We start from the raw sequence: 18,310 nt of genomic DNA, 5'->3' as shown, positions 1-18,310 counted from the left end.
ACGCCCCCTCGTATGCCGCTGTTTTCCTCGCTCTCGACGGTTCATTATCGATGGATGGCTCTCCTGTGGTCCGTGGGCATCTTGGCCGCCTGTTCTATTCCGGCCTCCTCCCTTTCCCCAATCGGTCCCGCCCTAAGCTACGACAAGGTGGCCCACTTCGGCCTCTTCGCCATTTTCGGCGTTCTTTGGATGCGCGCCCTATGCCCCCCGGAGACTGTGCCCCTCGACTCTCGGGTATGGCAACTGGGGGGACGCCTCCTTCTGCTCGGAGGCCTCTTCGGAATCGGCACTGAAGTCTATCAGCACGTTCTTCCGATCCGGCGTCTAGGGGACCCGTTCGACGCCCTGGCCGACGGCATCGGGCTGGTGGCGGGAGTCAGCCTCTATTCGCTGTACGTGTACCGCAAACCCGCCTCGTCCCCTGATCCCGAATAATACCACCCGCCAACGTGATCTGTGCACGTTCCGCCGGAAGGCCCAGACCGCAAGCGTCGCACGGCACGCCTCGCGACGGTCGTTTCCGTTGAACCGGACGATTCGGTGCACAACGACCCTCGGTAGCGGGTAGAAGAAGGTCGCTACGGGTGCCGATCCCAAAATCGGCTGAACCCGAAACATCCGTTTGCAGGTGAGGTAAACAACGATACCGTAGCATGAGCATTCCCTAGGAAATGTCGCCGCTCGTCGCACAGTATACCGGTCGATACCCATGGCCTTACGCAAAGAAGAAGGGGCAGACCTTCGAAAGTGGTACCGCCTCTTCATTGAGGTGGGCATGACGCTCGCGCTGGTCATTCTCGTCGTAGCCTTCCAGCTTGACTACCAACCGGAGCAGACCTTTCAGGTCGACCTGAAGGAGCAGGAGGTCGTTGAGATGGAGGAGATCACGCAGACGGAGCAGCAGAATGAGCCGCCCCCTCCGCCGAAGCCCCCGGTTCCCGTAGAGGTTCCGAACAACGAAACCATCGAGAACGAAAACGTCGACTTCGACGCCTCGCTGGACCTCGATGACGCTCTGGACACCAATCAGGGCCCGCCCCCCGACGCGAATGATGAGGAAGAGGAGCAGGAAGATGAAATCTTCGTCGTGGTGGAGCAGCAGCCCGACTGCGGTGGAGTCAAGAATCTTCAGGGCAAGGTCGAATATCCGGACTTTGCCAAGAAGGCCGGCATTGAAGGCCGTGTGTTCGTACAGTTTGTCGTGAATGAACAGGGCAAAGTAGTGCAGCCGAAGATTACTCGCGGCGTGCACAAGCTTCTCAATGAGGAGGTACTCGAGAAGGTGAAGACGCTGGAGTGCACCCCGGGTCAGCAGCGTGGCCAGCCTGTGAAGGTTCGCATGTCCCTTCCGGTGACCTTCCGTCTCCAGTAGGGCCCCGCTCCTACTCGTAGCGACCTACAAAGAAAAAGCGCACTGCCCTCCGGATGCCCGGAAGGCGGTGCGCTTTTTTTATTTTGGCGTACGCGGTACGTCCGGTGGCCAATACAACGAGCCCCCGACAATTCCTCAGGAGTCAGGCAGAAATGCGATCGACCGTCCCCTCCGGATGTCCGACAAACAAATCTGTCGCTTCATGAAGGAAAAGTCCGTGATCGAGCACCCCGGGTCGCCTGCAAAGAGTGCGGTTGAGGGCCTCCGGATCCGTAACGCCGTCCGGGAAATACGCATCCAATAGCCAGAGTCCCTGATCGGTAACCACCGGCCCATCCTTCTCGGTACTCATCCGCAATTCCGGACGTGCTCCCAGGTCCTCAAGCGCTTGTCGCACCGGCGCAACGGCCATGGGAAGCACTTCCACAGGCACTGGCATCTGCTCTCCAAGCTGACTCACTTGTTTCGTAGGATCCACGAGCACTACGAAGCGCTCGGCCTGCGTTGCGACTACTTTCTCACGCGAGTGTGCGCCCCCTCCTCCCTTGATGAGCTGGAGCCCTTCATTGACTTCATCCGCCCCATCCACCGCAAGATCGAGCGTCGAGACCTCGTCGAGAGTGGTCAGGGGAATGCCATGCGCCCGAGCGCGGCGTTCGGCTCCAAACGAGGTTGGAACCCCCCGCACATCAAGGTCCTCCTCCCGCACGCGTCGCCCGATAGCATCGAGTGCGCAGGCGGCCGTCGAGCCTGTCCCAAGCCCGAGATCCATTCCGTCTTGGACGAGGGTTGCAGCCGCTTCCCCGGCGGCCTTCTTTGCTGCATCACGATCCATGTCTCAGTTCAGACGAATGAACAAAAACAACCGACGCCGGGAAAGTAGGCGTCGCAGCCGGAAATATCGACTTCCCTACGCGGAAATCACGTCTCCCTTCTGAAGGACGTCTCAACTTGCCCCCTTCGCCACATTCACAACGGCCTGGATCTCTTCTCCATTCGGTTGCGGGACCGCGAGAGTCAAGGCCCCTTCCGAGAAGGGGGGATCAGCAGTAAAGGTGTGATTGAGAGGAACGATTGCCATGGTGCACATCGCGTTTTCGGAGGTTACGTGCCGTACAACGGGCGTGATCGTCAATTGGCGTTGCGATGCCTCGACATCGAAGCGGGCAAATGAGTGGCAGCCGTCCGGGCCTACCGTTCCGTAAAACTCCACGTTCAGAGTGTCCGACGGCGCAATGACCTCCGGGAACTGGAGACTGTCAACCTGGGCAATATGGAATTCCAAAGACGGAGACGCCTTCGGCTCTGAATTCGACAACATCGAACAGGAAGCCCCTCCCACGACGAGGGCGACGATTCCTGCCAAGAGACTGACGGCAAACGGACGAACGGATACCATGAGCATTTGAATTTCAAAATCAAAAAAGTGCGAGGGCTTCCGTCTCCTTTCCCTTACACGCGAGTGCGGAGGAATACCCATCCGAAGCAAAGAGACCATCCGCCGGATACGGGAATATGACGCCCTAATATCTCCTTCACCTTTTATTCACAACCCCTCTCTTGTAACGGATTGCCTCTCAAGTCGTCCCTTGTCTGCCTTATCCCCCTCCGGAAGTCGATATCGGATTTCCGATTAGGGATAAGGGGGAAAATCCATGATTACTTTTCAACAGGGACTATACTCTTATGAGATCGTTTTCTTCCTTTCTCCTCTCGTTGGTTGTTGCAGGAGGACTTTTGTTTGCCGCTGGCTGCGACTCGACCGGAGCCGATGGAGAATCTGGCACTCTTGAGCTTCGCATGAACGGGTCGACGAGCAAGGCCTTAACGAAATCCGTCACAACCCACTCGGGACCGCCTACGGCCGACAGTATTGAAAAGGCCCTTGTCACGATTGGTGAGGTGTCCATCGTTCCCGCCGAGAAGGCCGATCAGGGCGACTCGACCGATACGGGAGTGAAGGTTCTAAGCGACACCGAATTTGAGGTTGACCTGAAGAACCTGCAGGCAGGAGTCGATACCGCTCTGGCCGAAGTCGAGATTCCAACGGGCACGTACAGTCAGGTCCGCTTCATCACGACCGAGAAGGTACAGGTCACCTTCAAGGGCGACTCCAACCCGACCGGTGTCAAGATTGCGAGCGGCCAGCAGACGGGTCTCAAGGCGACCTTTGACCCCTTCACAATTGAGTCTGCAGACGACCGAGTTGAGGTCACAATCAACTGGGACGTAGAGGAAGCCCTCAAGGGGAACCCCAATGGGAAATATGTCATCACTCCCGCCATCCAGGCCACTGTGGATACGACCAGCATTGGGAACTAACTCCAGAGCCCTCTTTGCTCGCTGACGGGTCGTTCGGGAGTCCGTGCGCACCATGTTGCGCCCGTTGACTCCCGCCCCTTCGGCGGGGAAGGTCCTCCCGAGTCTATTTTTCAGATGGGGGGCTCGTTGCCAAAACCTCACGTTCGCTTCTGGATGAGAAGCCATCAACCCGGCCGCCTGGCACGTATTCTGTGCCATAGACTTTCTTCCGGCCCGTCGGGGGCTCTTGTTTCATCGGTCGTACCTGCTTCATGCCTTCCGAGGAGAGCGATGGTGCATACGTCCGCCGCGTGCGGAACGGCGACGAGGATGCATTCCGCGTCCTTGTCGATCGGTACGAGGGCATGGTGTTCGACCTTACAAACCAGTACGCCGACAGCCCTGAAGATGCCGAGGACTTGGCCCAGGATGCCTTCGTGCGTGCCTATCGCCGTCTCGATGACCTTCGGAAGCAGGAGCAGTTCGCCTCCTGGCTCTACGGCATCACACTCAACTGCTGTCGGGACTACGCCAAGAACGTCCGGCGCGAAACGTATGCATTTAGCCGCACGGAAGAGCAGGAAGACGCCGATGCACTTCCCGGGGATCAACCAGCACAGGATGAGACCTTGATGGCCGAAGAGCGACACGAACAGTTATGGACGGCGCTTGAAGAGCTCTCGTCCACGTACGCTACGCCGTTCCTTCTCAAATACCGAGACGGAATGACGTATAAAGCCATGTCGAAGCGCCTGGACGTGTCGGTGAGTGCTCTGAAGGTTCGCGTACATCGCGCTCGTAAAAAACTCCGCACCCTACTCGAAAACCGCCATGCCGAGTGAGGATCCTGACATTTTGGTCCGCCGGTTCGTAGACGGAGAACTGGGCGAAGCAGACCTAAAGGAGGCTCTGCACCGCATTGCAGACGATCCGGACGCGCGATCGCTCCTTCGGTTTGAGGTTCGTATGACCCAGGACCTCGCCACTCGTCCGGCCAGCACGCCCCCTCGTGACTTTGCGGATCGGACCATGGAGGCCGTGGCTGACGCCGAATCCGAGGCTCCGTCCATCGCCGACCGAATGCGAGCGTGGTGGACGACGGCCACCACCCCAGTATCCTTAACGGTCCGCCCGATGTCTGCGGTCGTCGCTATGGGCCTTGCACTGCTTGGGATCTTCGTCCTCAGTAAAGGGCCTGAGGCCCCCCTCTCGGAAGCCCCCCCGTCCCAAACAGCGTCGACTGCTCAATCCTCCTCCCGCGTTCACCAGGCGTCCAGTGCATCGACCCAGGACGAGACGGTCTGGATTCGTTTCCGGTATACGGACAATACAGCCGACTCAGTGGCTGTGGCCGGGGACTTCAGTCAGTGGAATCCAATCCCGCTCTCTCCTCATAGCGTGGACGGTCAAACCGTGTGGACCGGACTCGTTCCCGTATCTCGGGGTGAACACGAGTACCAGTTCGTGATTAATGGAGAACGGTGGATCACCGATCCGCTTGCTCCCATCCAACGGAGCGACGGATTCGGGGATCGAAATGCCGTGCTTAAACTCTAGTGGTCGCGTGTCCTGAGGTCGCATGGTCGGCCCTGCCGCGGCCTCCCCTGGGATGTTCGGGCCTGCTTCATGAGGCGCCTTCTTTTTGTTTCACTTGTGATCGTTTCCGGTGTGCTCGCGTGCCCCGCCTCCGCCCAACAGTGGAGCGGACACGCCACCCTTGGGCTCTCCGGAGGACACCAAACGAATCTATACTTAGACCCGGTACTTGGCACCTGGAATCCGGATGTCTCCTCTCCCTTTCTGGCGGTAACGTCCCAGGTGGGCCTCAGCCGCAACACGAGCCGGACCCAGACGGACCTTATGGTGCGTGCCCAGCTGCACCCGAATCGTACGGAGATTCCGCAGTTTACCCAGAGCCTTCTTCGATTTCACTACCAGCTACACCCAAACTGGAACATCGGCCTTCTTGGGGGAGGCACCCGCTATCGCTACCCTGCCGTACACGAAACAGTTAGGACGGCTCGCGACAGTTGGTGGGCCCTTCCCACTCTCCAATGGACCCCAACCTCTAACACCATGCTCACGCTCCAGGCCGGCCCTAGCCAGCGTTTTGAGCAGCTGCCTACGGTCACTGATCGGCAAACCAGCGGGCTCGTCTCTCTGCGCGCCACCTACTGGCTTACCGAACGGATACAGGGCGCGGTCCGTCTCTACCATAGCACGGGCCGCACCTCTACGGCAGAAACCACCTTCGGCGGTACGGGAAGCCACATCAGTGCCACGTACTGGCCCACGAACAGCGTATCCGTCCGGGGCAACGTATCGGTGGAGCAACTACAGTACGAAACGCTTCAGCCGCCGGGCACAGCCCGGGACCGGATCCTCCAAACGGGGATCGAAGCTGAATGGACGCCTCGGTCCTCCCTTACGCTCTTTGGACGAGCCCGTGCTCTACGGGCAACCCTTGAGGAGAATGCCTCGGAAACGGACGTCCGCTTGGCTGCTGGCCTTCGTCTTCAAGTGGAGGGGGTATTGGGAGGATCCCCCACCCTGCCCCAGCAGCGACGCGTCTGCGCCACGACCGACGAGGGCGTGCGGATTCGCGTGCCGTACGATGGAACGGGGACCGTCTACATCACCGGCGATTTTAACCAATGGGCTCGCCCCGGCATCCCCCTACGTCGAACGGATACAAACACCTGGCAGACCACCCTTGCCCTCCCCTCGGGACGGTACGCGTACCGACTTCGGGTCAAAAATGGCCCAGAGTCACGCTGGCTCGACCTCCCCTCCTACGCCCACACAACCACGGATTCCTTCGGCGGCACGAACGGGATTTGTACAGTGCAGTGACCCCATGATCACTCTCCCTTCCTTCATTTCCGTATCCGGGCGTCCTTGGCCGCTCGCGGTGATGCTCCTCAGCCTTCTCCTGCTGAGTCGCCCGGCGACCGGCCAGGACACGTCGCCCGTACAGTCTCTGCTCACACGAGGCAAAGCGGCCGGGGCGGACACAGAGCTGATGCAGACGGTCGTCTCCCGCGCGGAGCAAGCCGGACTCTCTGCCGAGGCCATCCCCCCCTTACTGCGTCCCGCCGTCACTCTTGCCGAGCGCGACCTCCCAACTGCCCCTCTTCTCAACAAAACCCTGGAGGGACTGGCCAAGCAGGTTCCTCCCAGCCGGATGACGCCGGTTCTCCAGAACCTGCAGACCTCTTTGGAGCAGAGCGGGGCTCTTGTGTCGACGTGGCTCACTCGGGAGGAGGTGAAATCCATGGTAGGCTCTTCTCCGTCTCCTTCCGACCGCAATCAGCTCATTGCAGACGTAGCAAATGCCCGCCAGCAGGACGTTCCGCTCTCGACCGTCGAAACGTTTCTGGACGAGCTTCCCACCGCCCTGGAACGTCGCCCCGTCTCGCTCCGGAAAATCTCCGTAGCTGTAAGTGTGATGCCAGATCTTCCGGGCGCTCAGGGGAACGCGGCCGTCTCCCGGCAACTGCTCACCGCAGCTCTTAATGCCGGATACGACGCCGAGCCGCTCCACCAGCTCCCTTCGGCCCTTGAACGGGCCCAGCAAACCAGCCAGCGTCCGGCCGGCGCAATTGCCCAGGGCGTGGCCCGAGCCATCTCCCAGGGCACCCCTGCCCCCAACGTCCTTCGTCGCCTGTTTCAGGGCTCTATCCCAGGAGGCGGTCCCCCCTCCGGCATTGGAAACGAGTCTACGGGTCCTCCGGGGCAGGGAAAACCGCCCGGCCAGAACGGACGCCCCCCGGGAGCCGGTCCTCCCGACAATCCAGGCCAGGGGCCTCCCGACAACCCGGGCGGCGGATCGTCACGCTGAATATCGGTGCGCCCGTTCGCCCCCTCTATTCAGCCTCGAAAATGCGGACCTTCATCGTGCCGTCGGGCGTGGCGTAGGCCCGAAACATTCCGGACGTCGTGAAGGGCATCGCCATGTTGCCGTTCGGGTCCAGTACAATCACGCCCCCCACCCCTCCAAGCTGCTCCGCCTCTTCGACAGCAGCCCGAGCCGCCGACTGGAGCGATGCATCGCCGAACCGCACGCGGGCGGCTACATTGTGTGCTGCCACGCTTCGAATGTAGTACTCTCCCTGTCCCGTGGCCGACACAGCAACCGACTCATTGCTCGCATACGTCCCCGCTCCGATGATGGGCGAGTCGCCAACACGGCCAAACCGTTTGTTTGAAATGCCTCCCGTGGACGTCCCCGCGGCGAGATTTCCGTCCTGATCGAGCGCCACAGCGCCCACTGTGCCAAATTTCTCCGTCTCCGACGCGTCAACCCCCGACGCCCCCTCTCCGGAACCGGACCGCCGATTTTCAACGATGAAGTAATCGTTCTCGACCATTTCCAACCCGTTTTCTTCAGCAAACGTCTCGGCCCCTTCCTGCGCCATCATCACGTGCTTCGACTCCGTCATGATCGTACGGGCCAGTCGAATCGGGTGCTTCACGGTCTTCACTCCTGTGAGAGCCCCGGCGTTACGGGTCTTGCCGTCCATAATCGCAGCATCAAGCTCAACCGTGTTTTCACTCGTGAGTACGGCCCCACGAGCCGAGTTAAAGAGCGTGTCGCTCTCCATGGTCGTGATGGCCGCCTCCACGGCATCAAGGGCACTTCCCCCGTCCTGAAGCACCGAATACCCGTCTTCGAGCGCAGTGCGGAGGGCCGAACGGTACTGTTCTTGCTGCTCGTCACTCATGGCGGCTTGGGTCATGCCCCCAGCCCCACCGTGGATGATCATTGCCGGCCCCGACGCGTCACCGGACTGCGCCTGTCCCGTAACAGGAAACGCCAAACCCCATCCGAGAAGGAGAAGACCTATCAGGAACGATCGCGCAAACGTGCGAAAAGCGGTTGTGGACATGACGCACATGAACAAATTTCTGGAAAAGAAATCGGACACTGGAAGGGCCCCGATGACCTCTTGCCCATTCGAGCAGGGCATACGGGGATGGGTGCAGAGGATAACATAGGAAAGCCAGGAGGAAAATCACCACCGGTGTCTGGAATCGTAGACGGACAAGTCGTGCTTTGAAGACGTTGCGGACCTAGAACGGGGGCCTTCCTGACGACACGTCGGTGGTAAATTGTCCGTCGCCCCCGACGCTCCCTGCCGATTTGGCGGATTGTGCAATCTCTTTACAGATTCTTAGGCATCCCTTTTCGCATTCCCCCCTTCTGGACTGCATTTTGCAGCACAATAATGACCCATGCTTGGCCGTTTGGGAACACGTGGCGGAGTGCCTGATTCGTAACACTTTCCATTTGCGATTCAGCAGTATAATCGCGACCATAGTGGTTACTCAGGAGGCCACGGGTCCCTGACGATCACCCTTTTCGACACCTTTCGGGATTAGAGCAGCGACATATATGGCGAAAGACAAAGCAGAAGTCGTTACCCAGAAGACGGCCTCGAAGGAGCGGACTGCGCACAATAGTCAGCACGAAGCGCTCCAGGAGATGAGCGACGAAGACCTCATGTCCCAGTTCCAGGCCGGAACTGTGGAAGCCTTCAACATTCTCGTGGAGCGGTACTCGGACCGGCTCATGCAGTACCTCTACCGATTCTTGGGCGACATGAAACGGTGTGAGGACCTACTGCAGGAAACCTTCCTCCGCGTGCACAGAAACCGGCACTCCTACCGGCGCATTGCGAAGTTTTCGACGTGGCTCTACACCATTGCCGGAAACCTCGCCCGGTCGGAATACCGAAAACGGAAGCGGCGCCGGATGCAATCGATCCAGTCCGTCAACCGGGACAATGAGGAGTACGAGATGGAAATCCCGGATGAATCGTTCTCGCCGGATAAACACGCGGAGAGTACGATCCAGGACAAGTACATCCAGGATGCTATGAACGAGATCCCGCCGGCCTTCCGTGAGGTCGTGGTGCTGCGTGACATTCAGCAGCTTGCCTACGACGAGATTGCGGAGATTACCGGACTGCCGATGGGCACGGTCAAGAGCCGTATCAACCGTGGCCGAACCAAGCTCCAGGCGCTCCTCGAAGACGTGTATCCCTTCCAGGACGAGTAATCTGGGCAAGCTCCCAGCGGTGCTCTTTCCGAGGCCCCTCCATATTCCCCCTGATCCGCGCCGGATGCCTGTAACGGCATCCGGCGTTTTTTATTGCCGTGCTGTACGCCGGGTGCATCAACCCGAAAAAGCGACGCTTCCGCACGCTACCGCGCCCCGTCCGACGCCACCTGAACCCAAAGGTCGAGATTCGGACGATCCGGACGCTGTGGCGACGGGCGCCGTTGCTGTCGACGCCGCCCCGTTCGCCCCCGACGGCCTCGCCGCCCGGGCTGACCCGTGACAGAGGGTACGCCCTGCTGGGGCACCACTCGCTGGCGGTCCTCGTCCGGCTCGGGGGTTTCGAGCCCAATGCCGACCTTCTTGCCAAGGGTGGCCTGAAGGCCGTACCGCCGCTCACCGGAACCAACCGCCGTATTTCCCACCGGAACGGCAAGCTCATAAATCAACGATCCCGGGCCGAGTGTGGCTTGACTGCGGAGCCCCGACGAAAAGCGGGCAGGGATGCGACGCCGTGCCGAATCCCCGCGTACGACTTCAAGCTCGGATAGAGACACCCGTTCGAACACAGCCTCCCGAGTCTGAACCGACGACGCGTCTCCGGATGCGCTCTCTCCGGAGCGCTGATACCGGAGCCCGAGAGGATATCGGATCCCATAGTTCCGTTTCTGCTTGCCCGTCGGGTCAACCCACACCGTCAGCCCATTTGCCGCCACGGCGCGGACCAACTCGGGGTCTTGTATCGACAAGGCGACGTATAGCAAACTATCGGTAGGGAGAACACTCATCGACACCGGACGGTCGCCGACATAGGTGAGCCGTCCTCCCCAGTCGTCGAGCGAGCCGTCGATGGTCGGAGAGTCCGTCATCTGTCCCGTTGGAATGGTCGCTGGGCTACTGCAGGCCCCCACCAGAAGGGTCAGAAGAGCAAGTATGCCAAACGCTGGACGCCGAAGCACCATGGGGCAATCGGAGGAACAAAGAAAAATCAATCGGAATCGCCTGTTTCGGACCGCGACCCAGGACCGGTCACGGTATGGGGCTGTTATCATACTTGTTCTCCATCAGCGATGCAATCTTGAATTGTGGATTCGTCCCATTTCGGCATGAACCGATCGTGTACGCGCCTCCTTTCGAGCCTCTGCGCCCTGCTCCTGCTTCCGCTTTTGCTGGGCCTGCCCACCGCCATGGCGCAGGAGTACCCCGCCAGCGATTCAACGAAAAAGGGCGCTCCGTACGTGCCGACCCCTCAGCACGTCGCTCGTAAAATGCTTCATCTGGGCAACGTGTCCTCGAACGACGTCGTTTATGACCTCGGCAGTGGCGACGGGCGAATCGTCATCATGGCCGCCAAGGAATTTGGGGCCCGTGGCGTAGGGGTGGAAATCGACTCTCAGCTCGTGCAGCGCGCCCGCCGAAACGCACGGCAGGCCGGCGTGGCCGACCGGGTCGAATTCCATCAGGGCAATCTCTTCGACGTCGACCTCAGCGACGCAACCGTCGTCACCCTCTACCTTTGGCCCAACATGAACAACCGCCTGCGCCCCAAACTGCAGCGCGAGCTTGACCCCGGCGACCGCATCGTGTCCCACAGCTTCGACATCGATGAATGGCCCTCCGACAGTACGGTCTCGATGGGAAGCTCCTCTCTCGCAACGGAGACAAAGACCTTGTTTCTCTGGACCCTTCCGGATTCCTCAAACACGAAATAACGGCGCTCCCAACTTTTCCCCAGCCTCTTCGCACTTCCATGCAGAACGGAGCCTATAGTCTCGCCGTCGTGTCTGCCGCCGCCGGCCTCGTGCTGCTGATGCTCTCCGAGCCCGGAACGAGCCTCTACCCGTCCCTGGGCACTGCTCTCCTCCTGGCCGCCGCGTTGATTGCAGGAGTCGGAAAAATCATTGATTGGCTCGGCTACGTGCGGGACGGCGCTCTGGACCGCGATGGCCCGAACGAACGTCGGTAATGCCGTTCCGGAGTGAACCACGGCCCAGGGCGTGTCAGTAGCACGTTCCGTCGGCTCTGGTGCTTCTGCTGACGGAACCGAACGTCGAACCGCGCTCGCCCCTCCCTACTGGGACGGAGACGACGCTATGCCCGACGTTCGGCTGCCTGAGCCCCTGCCGTCGCACTACTCCGGTGTGCTTCCCTCCCGCCCCAATTGCTCGATTGCCATGCCCGACTCGGAGGTCGACCTTGCCCCCGGCACCCTGCTCATCTCTGCACCTATGATGCAGGATCCCAATTTTCGACGCACGGTGGTTCTGCTCTGCGAGCACCAGCCGAACGAGGGAACGTTCGGCCTCATTCTGAACCGGGAGTTGGATGTGCAGCTGAGCGATGTCCTGGAGGATTTCATCGCCTACGATCCGCCCCTCTATCTCGGCGGCCCCGTGCAACGTGAAACTCTCCACTACCTCCACACCCGCCCCGACGACATTCCAGGAGGCGTCTCGCTGCCGGGCGCGGTTACGTGGGGAGGCAATTTTGAGGTTGTGCAGCAACTCGCCAAGACGGGCGATGCCACTGCCAATGACCTCCGATTCTTCCTCGGATACGCCGGCTGGGGACCCGGCCAACTTGAAGCGGAGTTGGACGAAGAAGCGTGGATCCCATCCCCAAGTGCGACCGACCTCATCTTCAACACTGAGCCCGATCAGCTCTGGCGCACCATTCTGCGCCGCATGGGAGGGCAATACGCCGTGCTCGCCAATTTCCCCGACGATCCGCGCATGAACTGAACTGCTCGCAGATCGCCAGTAGCGAATGGAAATGGATCGGCTCTTGACGACGGGCCCTAGCAATGCTGGAATCCTTTCGTCCAATCTACGTGTATAGAGATTGTGCATGTTCAGTCCCGATCTGTGGGAGCGGCCGCTCCCACATCCGTGACTGACATTGTGGCGGCGGTCCTGCGGGCGCCTCGCGTGTCCCCAATGCCGGTTACACTGACCTAGACTCAGACCCGTACGCGCTTATGCCTGGTACGCCTGAAAATACGAAAAAGGAGAACGAGCGAGAGCTAAACTTCTGGGAGAGCCTGTACTTTCCGGAGCTCTTCAAGGGGCTCGGCTTCTCGTACAGCAAGATCGTCGACGAGCCGACCTATACGTTCCAGTACCCGGAGGAACAGTGGTATCCCCCCGACAGCTACCGGGGTCGCCCGGTGCTGGTCGAAGAAGACGGCCGCCCCCGGTGTGTCTCGTGCAACCTGTGCGCCCGGGCCTGCCCCCCGCTCGCCATCAACATGCAGTCCAAAGAGGTCAACAACGTCAAGGAGCGGGAGCCGGAGATGTTTGAGATCAATATGCTCCGGTGTATCTACTGTGGATTCTGCGAGGAGGTGTGTCCCGAGGAGGCCATCGTGATGTCGAAAGAATATGACCTCACGTTCCAAAGCCGGGACGAGGCTGTGTTCGACCTCAAGGATCTGCTGAAACCCACGGAGCAGTTGCAGGACCGGCTTGAATACCTCGACCAGTATAAGAACAAGCAGTTTGGGCAGCAGTGGGAGTTCCGGAAGGAAAACAACCTCCACAGCGTGAAGGACCAGCACTTCCTGGACTGGCTGGCGGATGAGGGCATGGACCAGTTGGACACCACACACCTTCGGGAGGACCGTATGGCGACCGAGGGGGATCAGGATTGGGGGGCCGAACGACACGAACCGGCCCCGAAGCCACACGCTGCCGAATGAGCGTGTGTGCCCCACAGGCACGCGCGTCCCCGTGACTCGACGACCTCGACGCACAGACGCACACCACGCAGATGGAGGAGGATACAACGGACATCGACGCGGCGCAGATTGAGGAACCAGAGTCGCTACGCAAGGCACTGCTGGACCAACTCCGTTACCTCGTGGAGGAAATTGAGGCACTTCGGACGGTCGTGGACGGTCTCCCCGACCAAATCAAAAATGGCCGTCCCACGCCCGACGCCCTCTCGATGAAGGAGCTCTATGGATCGATCGCTATCCTCGATTCCGAGGTGCGACGGCCCCGGGTCACGATAATCGCGGAGAACGACACCCCGGCATTCGAGTCTGTCGACCCTTCGGAAAAGGTGCGCGAGGCCGAATGGAACGAGCATAGCATGGATGACATCCTCGACCGGGTTACGGCAGCCCGAAAAGAGCTCGTCGACCACCTGGACGCTCTCCCCTCCGATGCCTGGCACCGCTCAGCCACGCTGGATGGAGACGAGGTCACGCTCTTCGATCTCGTGCACCGCATCACACAGACCGACGCCGAGCGGCTCCGCGACCTTGGCTACCGCCTCCACGGCGCTCACCTCTCCGACGGCGACGAACCCCTGCCCACTTGACGAATGCAGAGTGTGGAGTTCGGAATGCGGAATGCCCCGCTGGATTGCTCAGTCCGCACTCCACATTCCCCAATCCGAATTAAAAAATGGCTAGCGATACCGGGCCTTCGTACGACGACCTAGCTACGGCCTTTCGGCACCACAACTTCGATCCCCTCTATTTCTTCTTTGGGGAAGAGACATTTCTCATCGACGAGTTGCAGGAACTACTGGTCGAGGAGGCCCTGTCCCCCCACCAGCACGATTTCAACCTCGACGTGATATATGGATCGGAAGCCGAAGCATCAGAGGTGATTGGTCTATGCCAGGGCTTCCCGGCAGGCGCCGAGCGGCGCGTCGTGATTGTGCGCGAGTTTGAGAAGCTCGAAAACAATCGCCAGTTCAAGGCCTACGCTCAGCAGCCGAACCCTCAGGCCATCGTCCTCTTAGCGTGTACCGAAAAGCCCAACCTCAGCGCCCACCCTTACCGCGCGCTGAAGGAGCACGCCACGTGGTCTGAGTTCGAATCGCCCTACGACAACGAGATGCCGGGCTGGATTCAGGAGTACGTGAACGGACAGGGATACGAGATTGAGCCCAAAGGTCTCCAGATGCTTGCCGATTACGTGGGCACCGACCTGCAGCGGGCCGCCAGCGAAATCGAAAAGCTAATCACGTTTGCCGGCGACCGCACTCGTCTTACCGCCAACGATGTGCTCGACGCCAGTGGGCAGACACGGGAGTTTAACGTCTTTGAGTTGCAGAGCGCGATTGGAGAAGGTCGACATGCCGACGCCGAGCGCATCGCCGGTCGCATCCTCCAACAGGCCTCCAATCCGCAGGGAGAGGCCATCATGATCGTCATCATGCTGGGGCGGTACTTCGACAAGCTCTGGAAGCTTCAAACTCCAGGGGCCCAGCGGAAAAATAAATACGATCTCGCGAGCCTCATTGGCGTTCCGCCCTTCTTCGTGGAGGAGTACAAGCAAGCTGCCCAGCAGTACACCCAGGCGTCCATTGCCGATGCCTACTCGGCCCTGCTGGCTGCCGACTATGAATTGAAAGGGGGCTCCTCCCGAGACGCCACCCTCATTTTGACGCTCCTGCTGCGCCGCCTGCTTCCACCGCAATCGCGCCCAGTCGTCACCGGGAGGCCCGACTGACGCCCCAGACTCGGAGCATCAAGCCGCGGATTTTTGCGGATTGCGGGTCCCCGAAGGGAAACAAACGCCCCCCCGGGTCATACCTTCTCCCACGCCCATTCTGGAGTACGAAATGCCTTTCGGCTGGACCCAAGCCGCGTCGATCCGCCGGACATCTGCTTGACTTCTGTGCCATGAACAGTCCACCTCCTTTTGAGGGCGATCCACCGGGAGACGACGAAGACCTCCCCTACGAGTGGATTGACGAGTGGCTCTGCGAGTATGTCGACGGCACCATGGAACCGGCTCTTGAGGCCGTCTTCGAGCAGTACGTAGAAGCGAATCCTGAGCTCAAGGCGCACGTGGAGCGGCTTCAGGAGACCCGAAACTTACTCTGCGAGTGTGGGCCGTCAAAAGCACCGCCCCCCGACCTGGAGACAAAGATTTGCACGGAGGTGGAGTGCGACATGCTACAATCGGACGCCTCTGTCTCGGAGGTGATTTCCAATCGTCCGCTTGCCGCGTTCGGCCTAGCGTCGTCCGTCGTAGCGGCGCTGGTGATCGGCTTTCTCGTGGGCGCAATGCTAGTAGAGCCATCTCCGTCTCGGCTCTCCAATTCCACGTCGACCGTCGACCGAGGGGTATCCGGAACGCGCACGACCTCTCCCCGCCCCATTCAGACGACAACCGTCTCCCCCGAGGTGCCGCCCCTTCTCTTGCGCCGCTCGTCGTCCCCATTTTCGACACCAGATTCAACCCGGCCTTCCTCTTCCCTTACGACCATCGGGTTTCCTTGAGGAGAAGCATCGGTGTTCGTGCGGTCTTGACGCGCATCCCGGCACATTCGTTGCGTCTTCCTCGTTGAGAACTCTGCACTTATAGTCTGATGGGCTCTTAGCTCAGCGGTTTAGAGCGCTCGCCTCACACGCGAGAGGTCCCTGGTTCAAATCCAGGAGGGCCCACTCCGCCCCTGCCTTGCAGGGGCGTTCGTGTTTGACTGCCCCTCTCTTCTTCTCCGCCCCATTCCCCGTCCAGCGCAATGTCGGTCTCCGACCCCAGATACGAGGCAGATTGAATCACGAGCGTCGTGTCTCGCTCAAGCGTGTAGGACTGGATGTCTCCCGGCAATGTTGGGGACAGAACGACCTCGGCTGTGTCCCCTGAGCGGTCAAATGGTTTACCAGGAACGATTCTCCCGCCAGCATTTGGCCAACCGCCCCGGCAATCGCCCCCAGTGCGCCCTCACTCTCCCCTCCCACCGTCATTCGCTTCGTCTCAATCCCGACGTTGCCCGATATGCTCGTCATCGCATCTCCTTCTGCCAGAAGGGTTTCGTCCGCATCCAGATCAACCACGGCCACGGCGAACGATGGCCTCTGCTCAAGTGAGATGTCCATGACAGTGCGGCGAATACAAGCATAAATGCAAGACGAACGCGGTGCCCCCATGCCGCTTCCAGCCCGGCCCGAAAACACGTGGCCTAGTGGTCCGGCAAAAACGGCGTGACGTGATCGAGAAGACCGGACAAGGAGCGGGTTTGCATGAAAAGCGATCCCCTCCCTCGAAACGTAAAAATGAACCCTTCGCCGGAGAAGAGGGTTGAGAAGAGCCCACCAGACGACGCCAACGTATACTCCAATTTGGGATCGAAGGCCACCATGTGACTGGTATCACAGGTGTATTCCCCTCGTACCTGCACTTCGTAAATCTTCCCAAATGCGTTGTAAAACGAATCGCCGGTCCCGCTGACCTCAAGAAGAACAGCGCCTTCCCCACCGAATATCCCCTTCAATCCTCCCCACTGGGCTTGCACGGACACGGACGGAGACGAGGCCAAATAGGCCCCTGCCTGCAACATAAAGGAGTCGTTGTGCAGCGTTCGATGTCGAATCTGTCCCGGCGACGTCGGCGCCACCGACACGATGCCCAGCCCTGAAAATTGGTTGACGAACATGCTCTCCCCCCCAAGCCGACGAAGACACGCTGATAGAACTCCTCCTGCCATCGTGGTCTCTGTGTCGAGAGTCGGATCCATGCTCACCATGGCGTCGGACTCGGCAACAAATTCCTCTCTTCGCTCAAGCCGGGCCCGCAGAAGGGAATACGATGGGTGATGCTGAATTTCAAAGTCCACCGGAAAGACACCGTAAGCTAAAAGACGACTTTATTCACTTTATTGTGGAAGAAGCAAAAGGGGGGGAGTCAAGTCCTGTTTGTCCCGTACCGGGATCACATCTCCTCGCTCAGTTCCCCTGTTGTTTTTCCCATTCCCCTAGTCCCTGTGTATTCGATGCTCCGTATGTGTCCCTGCCAGTAGCTCACTTCTCCCTCCGGATGGATCCAGGCCACTTCTCCTTCCGTCGGCACCTGCATTCCGTTCTGCTCTTCGTAATGGTGCCAGTATCCCTTCCACGCTCGATACTCGGACGTTCCATCCGCCTTTGTAAATCCACGCTTGCCACTGACCCGCTCTACCTCTCCCTGTTCGTTGAAGTGGAACAAAAGTGAGGCCGTCGTGCCCTCATCCTCGAGCCTCGCCTGCGCCGTCTGCTCGTCGATCGGCGTCCACGCCACCCCCATGCCCGGCAAAAGTGCGGTGGGATAGAGCGGCGCTTCGGCAAGGTAGCGGAGCAACTCGCCCTCATCCAACGCCGGGGTCGGGGCTGCGTCCATGACCGAGATCGCTCCTCCCAGGGCTGCCCGCAAACATCCCTGTCCGTCATGGTACGCATCGAGAACTCGCACTGGTATTCCCATCGTCATTCGGATACGAGCATCCCACACGAATCCTGGCGGTCGGACCGTGACGTGCTCGGTGGCGGTAAAGGGATACCATGGGGCAGAGGAGGCCTCCCCATCGCGAAAGGTGCCCTCCTGCTCAAAGACCGCGGTCTCGATGTAGGGCTGGTCTTCCCGGAGCACGTGTTCGAAGTATTGCTGCACCGGTGCGGGAAGATTGGCCCAGTCTGTTGCCCGTACGCTGCGGTCGGGAAGCGACGTGGCAGCCGCTCTCAAATTGGCGACCGTCTGGTCGGCCCAACGGCTGAATTGTCCCCGCTTCACGACGAGGATTCCTGCTATGATTGCAATGGCGGAGAAAAAGCCGACCAGCAAGATGATTTTCCACATGTA

22 protein-coding genes and 1 tRNA gene are annotated in these 18,310 nt (G+C 60.0%); 16 read left to right on the top strand and 7 right to left on the bottom strand.

Going from position 1 to position 18,310, the window contains the following annotated elements; genetic code table 11:
- The first annotated feature begins 12 nt into the window (after positions 1-12).
- Complete coding sequence (locus BSZ35_RS13935; protein WP_105013014.1) at positions 13-435, top strand: VanZ family protein; 423 nt, start codon at positions 13-15, stop codon at positions 433-435.
- 274 nt (positions 436-709) lie between these two features.
- Positions 710-1,372 carry an energy transducer TonB gene (locus BSZ35_RS13930; protein ID WP_105013013.1) on the top strand — a complete coding sequence of 221 codons (663 nt, stop codon included), beginning with the start codon at positions 710-712 and terminating at the stop codon, positions 1,370-1,372.
- A gap of 142 nt (positions 1,373-1,514) precedes the next feature.
- On the opposite strand, the gene rpiA is transcribed toward BSZ35_RS13930, so the two are convergent.
- Together rpiA and BSZ35_RS13920 are read right to left on the bottom strand one after the other, a co-directional pair.
- Positions 1,515-2,207, bottom strand: a complete 693-nt coding sequence (rpiA, locus tag BSZ35_RS13925; RefSeq protein WP_105013012.1) for a ribose-5-phosphate isomerase RpiA — start codon at positions 2,205-2,207, stop codon at positions 1,515-1,517.
- 111 nt (positions 2,208-2,318) lie between these two features.
- The gene (locus BSZ35_RS13920; RefSeq protein ID WP_219846648.1) at positions 2,319-2,657 is read right to left on the bottom strand and encodes a hypothetical protein; all 339 of its coding nucleotides are present in this window, start codon (positions 2,655-2,657) and stop codon (positions 2,319-2,321) included.
- Positions 2,658-3,058: 401 nt separating this feature from the next.
- Here BSZ35_RS13920 and BSZ35_RS13915 point away from each other — a divergent pair, with 401 nt between their 5' ends.
- The 5 genes from BSZ35_RS13915 to BSZ35_RS13895 all read left to right on the top strand — a co-directional run bounded on the left by BSZ35_RS13915 (position 3,059) and on the right by BSZ35_RS13895 (position 7,514).
- Positions 3,059-3,694, top strand: a complete 636-nt coding sequence (locus tag BSZ35_RS13915) for a DUF4382 domain-containing protein (RefSeq protein ID WP_105013010.1) — start codon at positions 3,059-3,061, stop codon at positions 3,692-3,694.
- 251 nt (positions 3,695-3,945) lie between these two features.
- Positions 3,946-4,515, top strand: coding sequence for a sigma-70 family RNA polymerase sigma factor (locus BSZ35_RS13910; protein ID WP_105013009.1), 570 nt, complete (start codon positions 3,946-3,948; stop codon positions 4,513-4,515).
- The gene (locus BSZ35_RS13905; protein ID WP_105013008.1) at positions 4,505-5,230 is read left to right on the top strand and encodes a hypothetical protein; all 726 of its coding nucleotides are present in this window, start codon (positions 4,505-4,507) and stop codon (positions 5,228-5,230) included. Before BSZ35_RS13910 ends, BSZ35_RS13905 begins: the two co-directional genes overlap by 11 nt.
- 69 nt (positions 5,231-5,299) lie before the next feature.
- Complete coding sequence (locus BSZ35_RS13900) at positions 5,300-6,526, top strand: glycogen-binding domain-containing protein (protein WP_105013007.1); 1,227 nt, start codon at positions 5,300-5,302, stop codon at positions 6,524-6,526.
- Between the two features lie 4 nt (positions 6,527-6,530).
- Positions 6,531-7,514 (top strand): hypothetical protein, encoded by a 984-nt coding sequence (locus BSZ35_RS13895; RefSeq protein ID WP_258096470.1) that lies wholly within the window; start codon positions 6,531-6,533, stop codon positions 7,512-7,514.
- A gap of 25 nt (positions 7,515-7,539) precedes the next feature.
- On the opposite strand, the gene BSZ35_RS13890 is transcribed toward BSZ35_RS13895, so the two are convergent.
- A complete protein-coding gene (locus tag BSZ35_RS13890) occupies positions 7,540-8,562 on the bottom strand; it encodes an isoaspartyl peptidase/L-asparaginase (protein ID WP_258096468.1) in 1,023 nt (340 codons plus the stop codon).
- Between the two features lie 506 nt (positions 8,563-9,068).
- On the opposite strand from BSZ35_RS13890, the gene BSZ35_RS13885 reads away from it, so the two are divergent.
- On the top strand, positions 9,069-9,734 hold the full coding sequence (locus BSZ35_RS13885) for a sigma-70 family RNA polymerase sigma factor (protein WP_258096466.1): 666 nt from the start codon (positions 9,069-9,071) through the stop codon (positions 9,732-9,734).
- 146 nt (positions 9,735-9,880) lie between these two features.
- Here the strand turns inward: BSZ35_RS13885 and BSZ35_RS13880 are convergent, their stop codons facing one another.
- Positions 9,881-10,603 carry a hypothetical protein gene (locus tag BSZ35_RS13880; RefSeq protein WP_146110107.1) on the bottom strand — a complete coding sequence of 241 codons (723 nt, stop codon included), beginning with the start codon at positions 10,601-10,603 and terminating at the stop codon, positions 9,881-9,883.
- 237 nt (positions 10,604-10,840) lie between these two features.
- Here BSZ35_RS13880 and BSZ35_RS13875 point away from each other — a divergent pair, with 237 nt between their 5' ends.
- The 8 genes from BSZ35_RS13875 (at position 10,841) to BSZ35_RS13840 (ending at position 16,140) form a co-directional block, all read left to right on the top strand.
- A complete protein-coding gene (locus tag BSZ35_RS13875; RefSeq protein WP_105013004.1) occupies positions 10,841-11,446 on the top strand; it encodes a methyltransferase domain-containing protein in 606 nt (201 codons plus the stop codon).
- 38 nt (positions 11,447-11,484) lie between these two features.
- Complete coding sequence (locus BSZ35_RS13870) at positions 11,485-11,700, top strand: hypothetical protein (RefSeq protein ID WP_105013003.1); 216 nt, start codon at positions 11,485-11,487, stop codon at positions 11,698-11,700.
- Positions 11,701-11,908: 208 nt separating this feature from the next.
- Positions 11,909-12,475 (top strand): YqgE/AlgH family protein, encoded by a 567-nt coding sequence (locus BSZ35_RS13865; protein WP_105013002.1) that lies wholly within the window; start codon positions 11,909-11,911, stop codon positions 12,473-12,475.
- 236 nt (positions 12,476-12,711) lie between these two features.
- Positions 12,712-13,431, top strand: a complete 720-nt coding sequence (locus BSZ35_RS13860) for an NADH-quinone oxidoreductase subunit I (protein ID WP_105013001.1) — start codon at positions 12,712-12,714, stop codon at positions 13,429-13,431.
- A 71-nt stretch (positions 13,432-13,502) separates the two neighbouring features.
- Positions 13,503-14,057, top strand: a complete 555-nt coding sequence (locus tag BSZ35_RS13855; RefSeq protein WP_258096459.1) for a DinB family protein — start codon at positions 13,503-13,505, stop codon at positions 14,055-14,057.
- An 86-nt stretch (positions 14,058-14,143) separates the two neighbouring features.
- On the top strand, positions 14,144-15,199 hold the full coding sequence (holA, locus tag BSZ35_RS13850; RefSeq protein ID WP_105013000.1) for a DNA polymerase III subunit delta: 1,056 nt from the start codon (positions 14,144-14,146) through the stop codon (positions 15,197-15,199).
- A 173-nt stretch (positions 15,200-15,372) separates the two neighbouring features.
- Positions 15,373-15,975, top strand: coding sequence for a hypothetical protein (locus BSZ35_RS13845; RefSeq protein ID WP_105012999.1), 603 nt, complete (start codon positions 15,373-15,375; stop codon positions 15,973-15,975).
- Positions 15,976-16,066: 91 nt separating this feature from the next.
- Positions 16,067-16,140: transfer RNA gene (locus tag BSZ35_RS13840), tRNA-Val, on the top strand.
- Positions 16,141-16,254: 114 nt separating this feature from the next.
- Here BSZ35_RS13840 and BSZ35_RS13835 read toward each other — a convergent pair.
- From BSZ35_RS13835 to BSZ35_RS13825, 3 genes are all read right to left on the bottom strand, one after another.
- The gene (locus BSZ35_RS13835) at positions 16,255-16,575 is read right to left on the bottom strand and encodes an AIM24 family protein (RefSeq protein ID WP_181149343.1); all 321 of its coding nucleotides are present in this window, start codon (positions 16,573-16,575) and stop codon (positions 16,255-16,257) included.
- Positions 16,576-16,658: 83 nt separating this feature from the next.
- The gene (locus tag BSZ35_RS13830; protein WP_105012997.1) at positions 16,659-17,312 is read right to left on the bottom strand and encodes a TIGR00266 family protein; all 654 of its coding nucleotides are present in this window, start codon (positions 17,310-17,312) and stop codon (positions 16,659-16,661) included.
- 95 nt (positions 17,313-17,407) lie between these two features.
- On the bottom strand, positions 17,408-18,307 hold the full coding sequence (locus tag BSZ35_RS13825; RefSeq protein WP_105012996.1) for a DUF6544 family protein: 900 nt from the start codon (positions 18,305-18,307) through the stop codon (positions 17,408-17,410).
- Positions 18,308-18,310 lie beyond the last annotated feature (3 nt).

This window comes from Salinibacter sp. 10B, assembly GCF_002954405.1.
Lineage (GTDB): Bacteria > Bacteroidota > Rhodothermia > Rhodothermales > Salinibacteraceae > Salinibacter.
Note: the sequence above shows the minus strand (reverse complement) of the source record. Positions and strands in the feature narration are given on the sequence as shown.

Excerpts from the sequence above, each read along its gene's own strand:
- BSZ35_RS13935 (WP_105013014.1), top strand. The coding sequence starts at position 13 with ATGCCGCTGTTTTCCTCGCTCTCGACGGTTCATTATCGATGGATGGCT.
- BSZ35_RS13930 (WP_105013013.1), top strand. The coding sequence starts at position 710 with ATGGCCTTACGCAAAGAAGAAGGGGCAGACCTTCGAAAGTGGTACCGC.
- rpiA (WP_105013012.1), bottom strand. The coding sequence starts at position 2,207 with ATGGATCGTGATGCAGCAAAGAAGGCCGCCGGGGAAGCGGCTGCAACC.
- BSZ35_RS13915 (WP_105013010.1), top strand. The coding sequence starts at position 3,059 with ATGAGATCGTTTTCTTCCTTTCTCCTCTCGTTGGTTGTTGCAGGAGGA.
- BSZ35_RS13910 (WP_105013009.1), top strand. The coding sequence starts at position 3,946 with ATGCCTTCCGAGGAGAGCGATGGTGCATACGTCCGCCGCGTGCGGAAC.
- BSZ35_RS13905 (WP_105013008.1), top strand. The coding sequence starts at position 4,505 with ATGCCGAGTGAGGATCCTGACATTTTGGTCCGCCGGTTCGTAGACGGA.
- BSZ35_RS13900 (WP_105013007.1), top strand. The coding sequence starts at position 5,300 with ATGAGGCGCCTTCTTTTTGTTTCACTTGTGATCGTTTCCGGTGTGCTC.
- BSZ35_RS13895 (WP_258096470.1), top strand. The coding sequence starts at position 6,531 with ATGATCACTCTCCCTTCCTTCATTTCCGTATCCGGGCGTCCTTGGCCG.
- BSZ35_RS13890 (WP_258096468.1), bottom strand. The coding sequence starts at position 8,562 with ATGTCCACAACCGCTTTTCGCACGTTTGCGCGATCGTTCCTGATAGGT.
- BSZ35_RS13885 (WP_258096466.1), top strand. The coding sequence starts at position 9,069 with ATGGCGAAAGACAAAGCAGAAGTCGTTACCCAGAAGACGGCCTCGAAG.
- BSZ35_RS13880 (WP_146110107.1), bottom strand. The coding sequence starts at position 10,603 with ATGACGGACTCTCCGACCATCGACGGCTCGCTCGACGACTGGGGAGGA.
- BSZ35_RS13875 (WP_105013004.1), top strand. The coding sequence starts at position 10,841 with ATGAACCGATCGTGTACGCGCCTCCTTTCGAGCCTCTGCGCCCTGCTC.
- BSZ35_RS13870 (WP_105013003.1), top strand. The coding sequence starts at position 11,485 with ATGCAGAACGGAGCCTATAGTCTCGCCGTCGTGTCTGCCGCCGCCGGC.
- BSZ35_RS13865 (WP_105013002.1), top strand. The coding sequence starts at position 11,909 with ATGCCCGACTCGGAGGTCGACCTTGCCCCCGGCACCCTGCTCATCTCT.
- BSZ35_RS13860 (WP_105013001.1), top strand. The coding sequence starts at position 12,712 with ATGCCTGGTACGCCTGAAAATACGAAAAAGGAGAACGAGCGAGAGCTA.
- BSZ35_RS13855 (WP_258096459.1), top strand. The coding sequence starts at position 13,503 with ATGGAGGAGGATACAACGGACATCGACGCGGCGCAGATTGAGGAACCA.
- holA (WP_105013000.1), top strand. The coding sequence starts at position 14,144 with ATGGCTAGCGATACCGGGCCTTCGTACGACGACCTAGCTACGGCCTTT.
- BSZ35_RS13845 (WP_105012999.1), top strand. The coding sequence starts at position 15,373 with ATGAACAGTCCACCTCCTTTTGAGGGCGATCCACCGGGAGACGACGAA.
- BSZ35_RS13835 (WP_181149343.1), bottom strand. The coding sequence starts at position 16,575 with ATGGACATCTCACTTGAGCAGAGGCCATCGTTCGCCGTGGCCGTGGTT.
- BSZ35_RS13825 (WP_105012996.1), bottom strand. The coding sequence starts at position 18,307 with ATGTGGAAAATCATCTTGCTGGTCGGCTTTTTCTCCGCCATTGCAATC.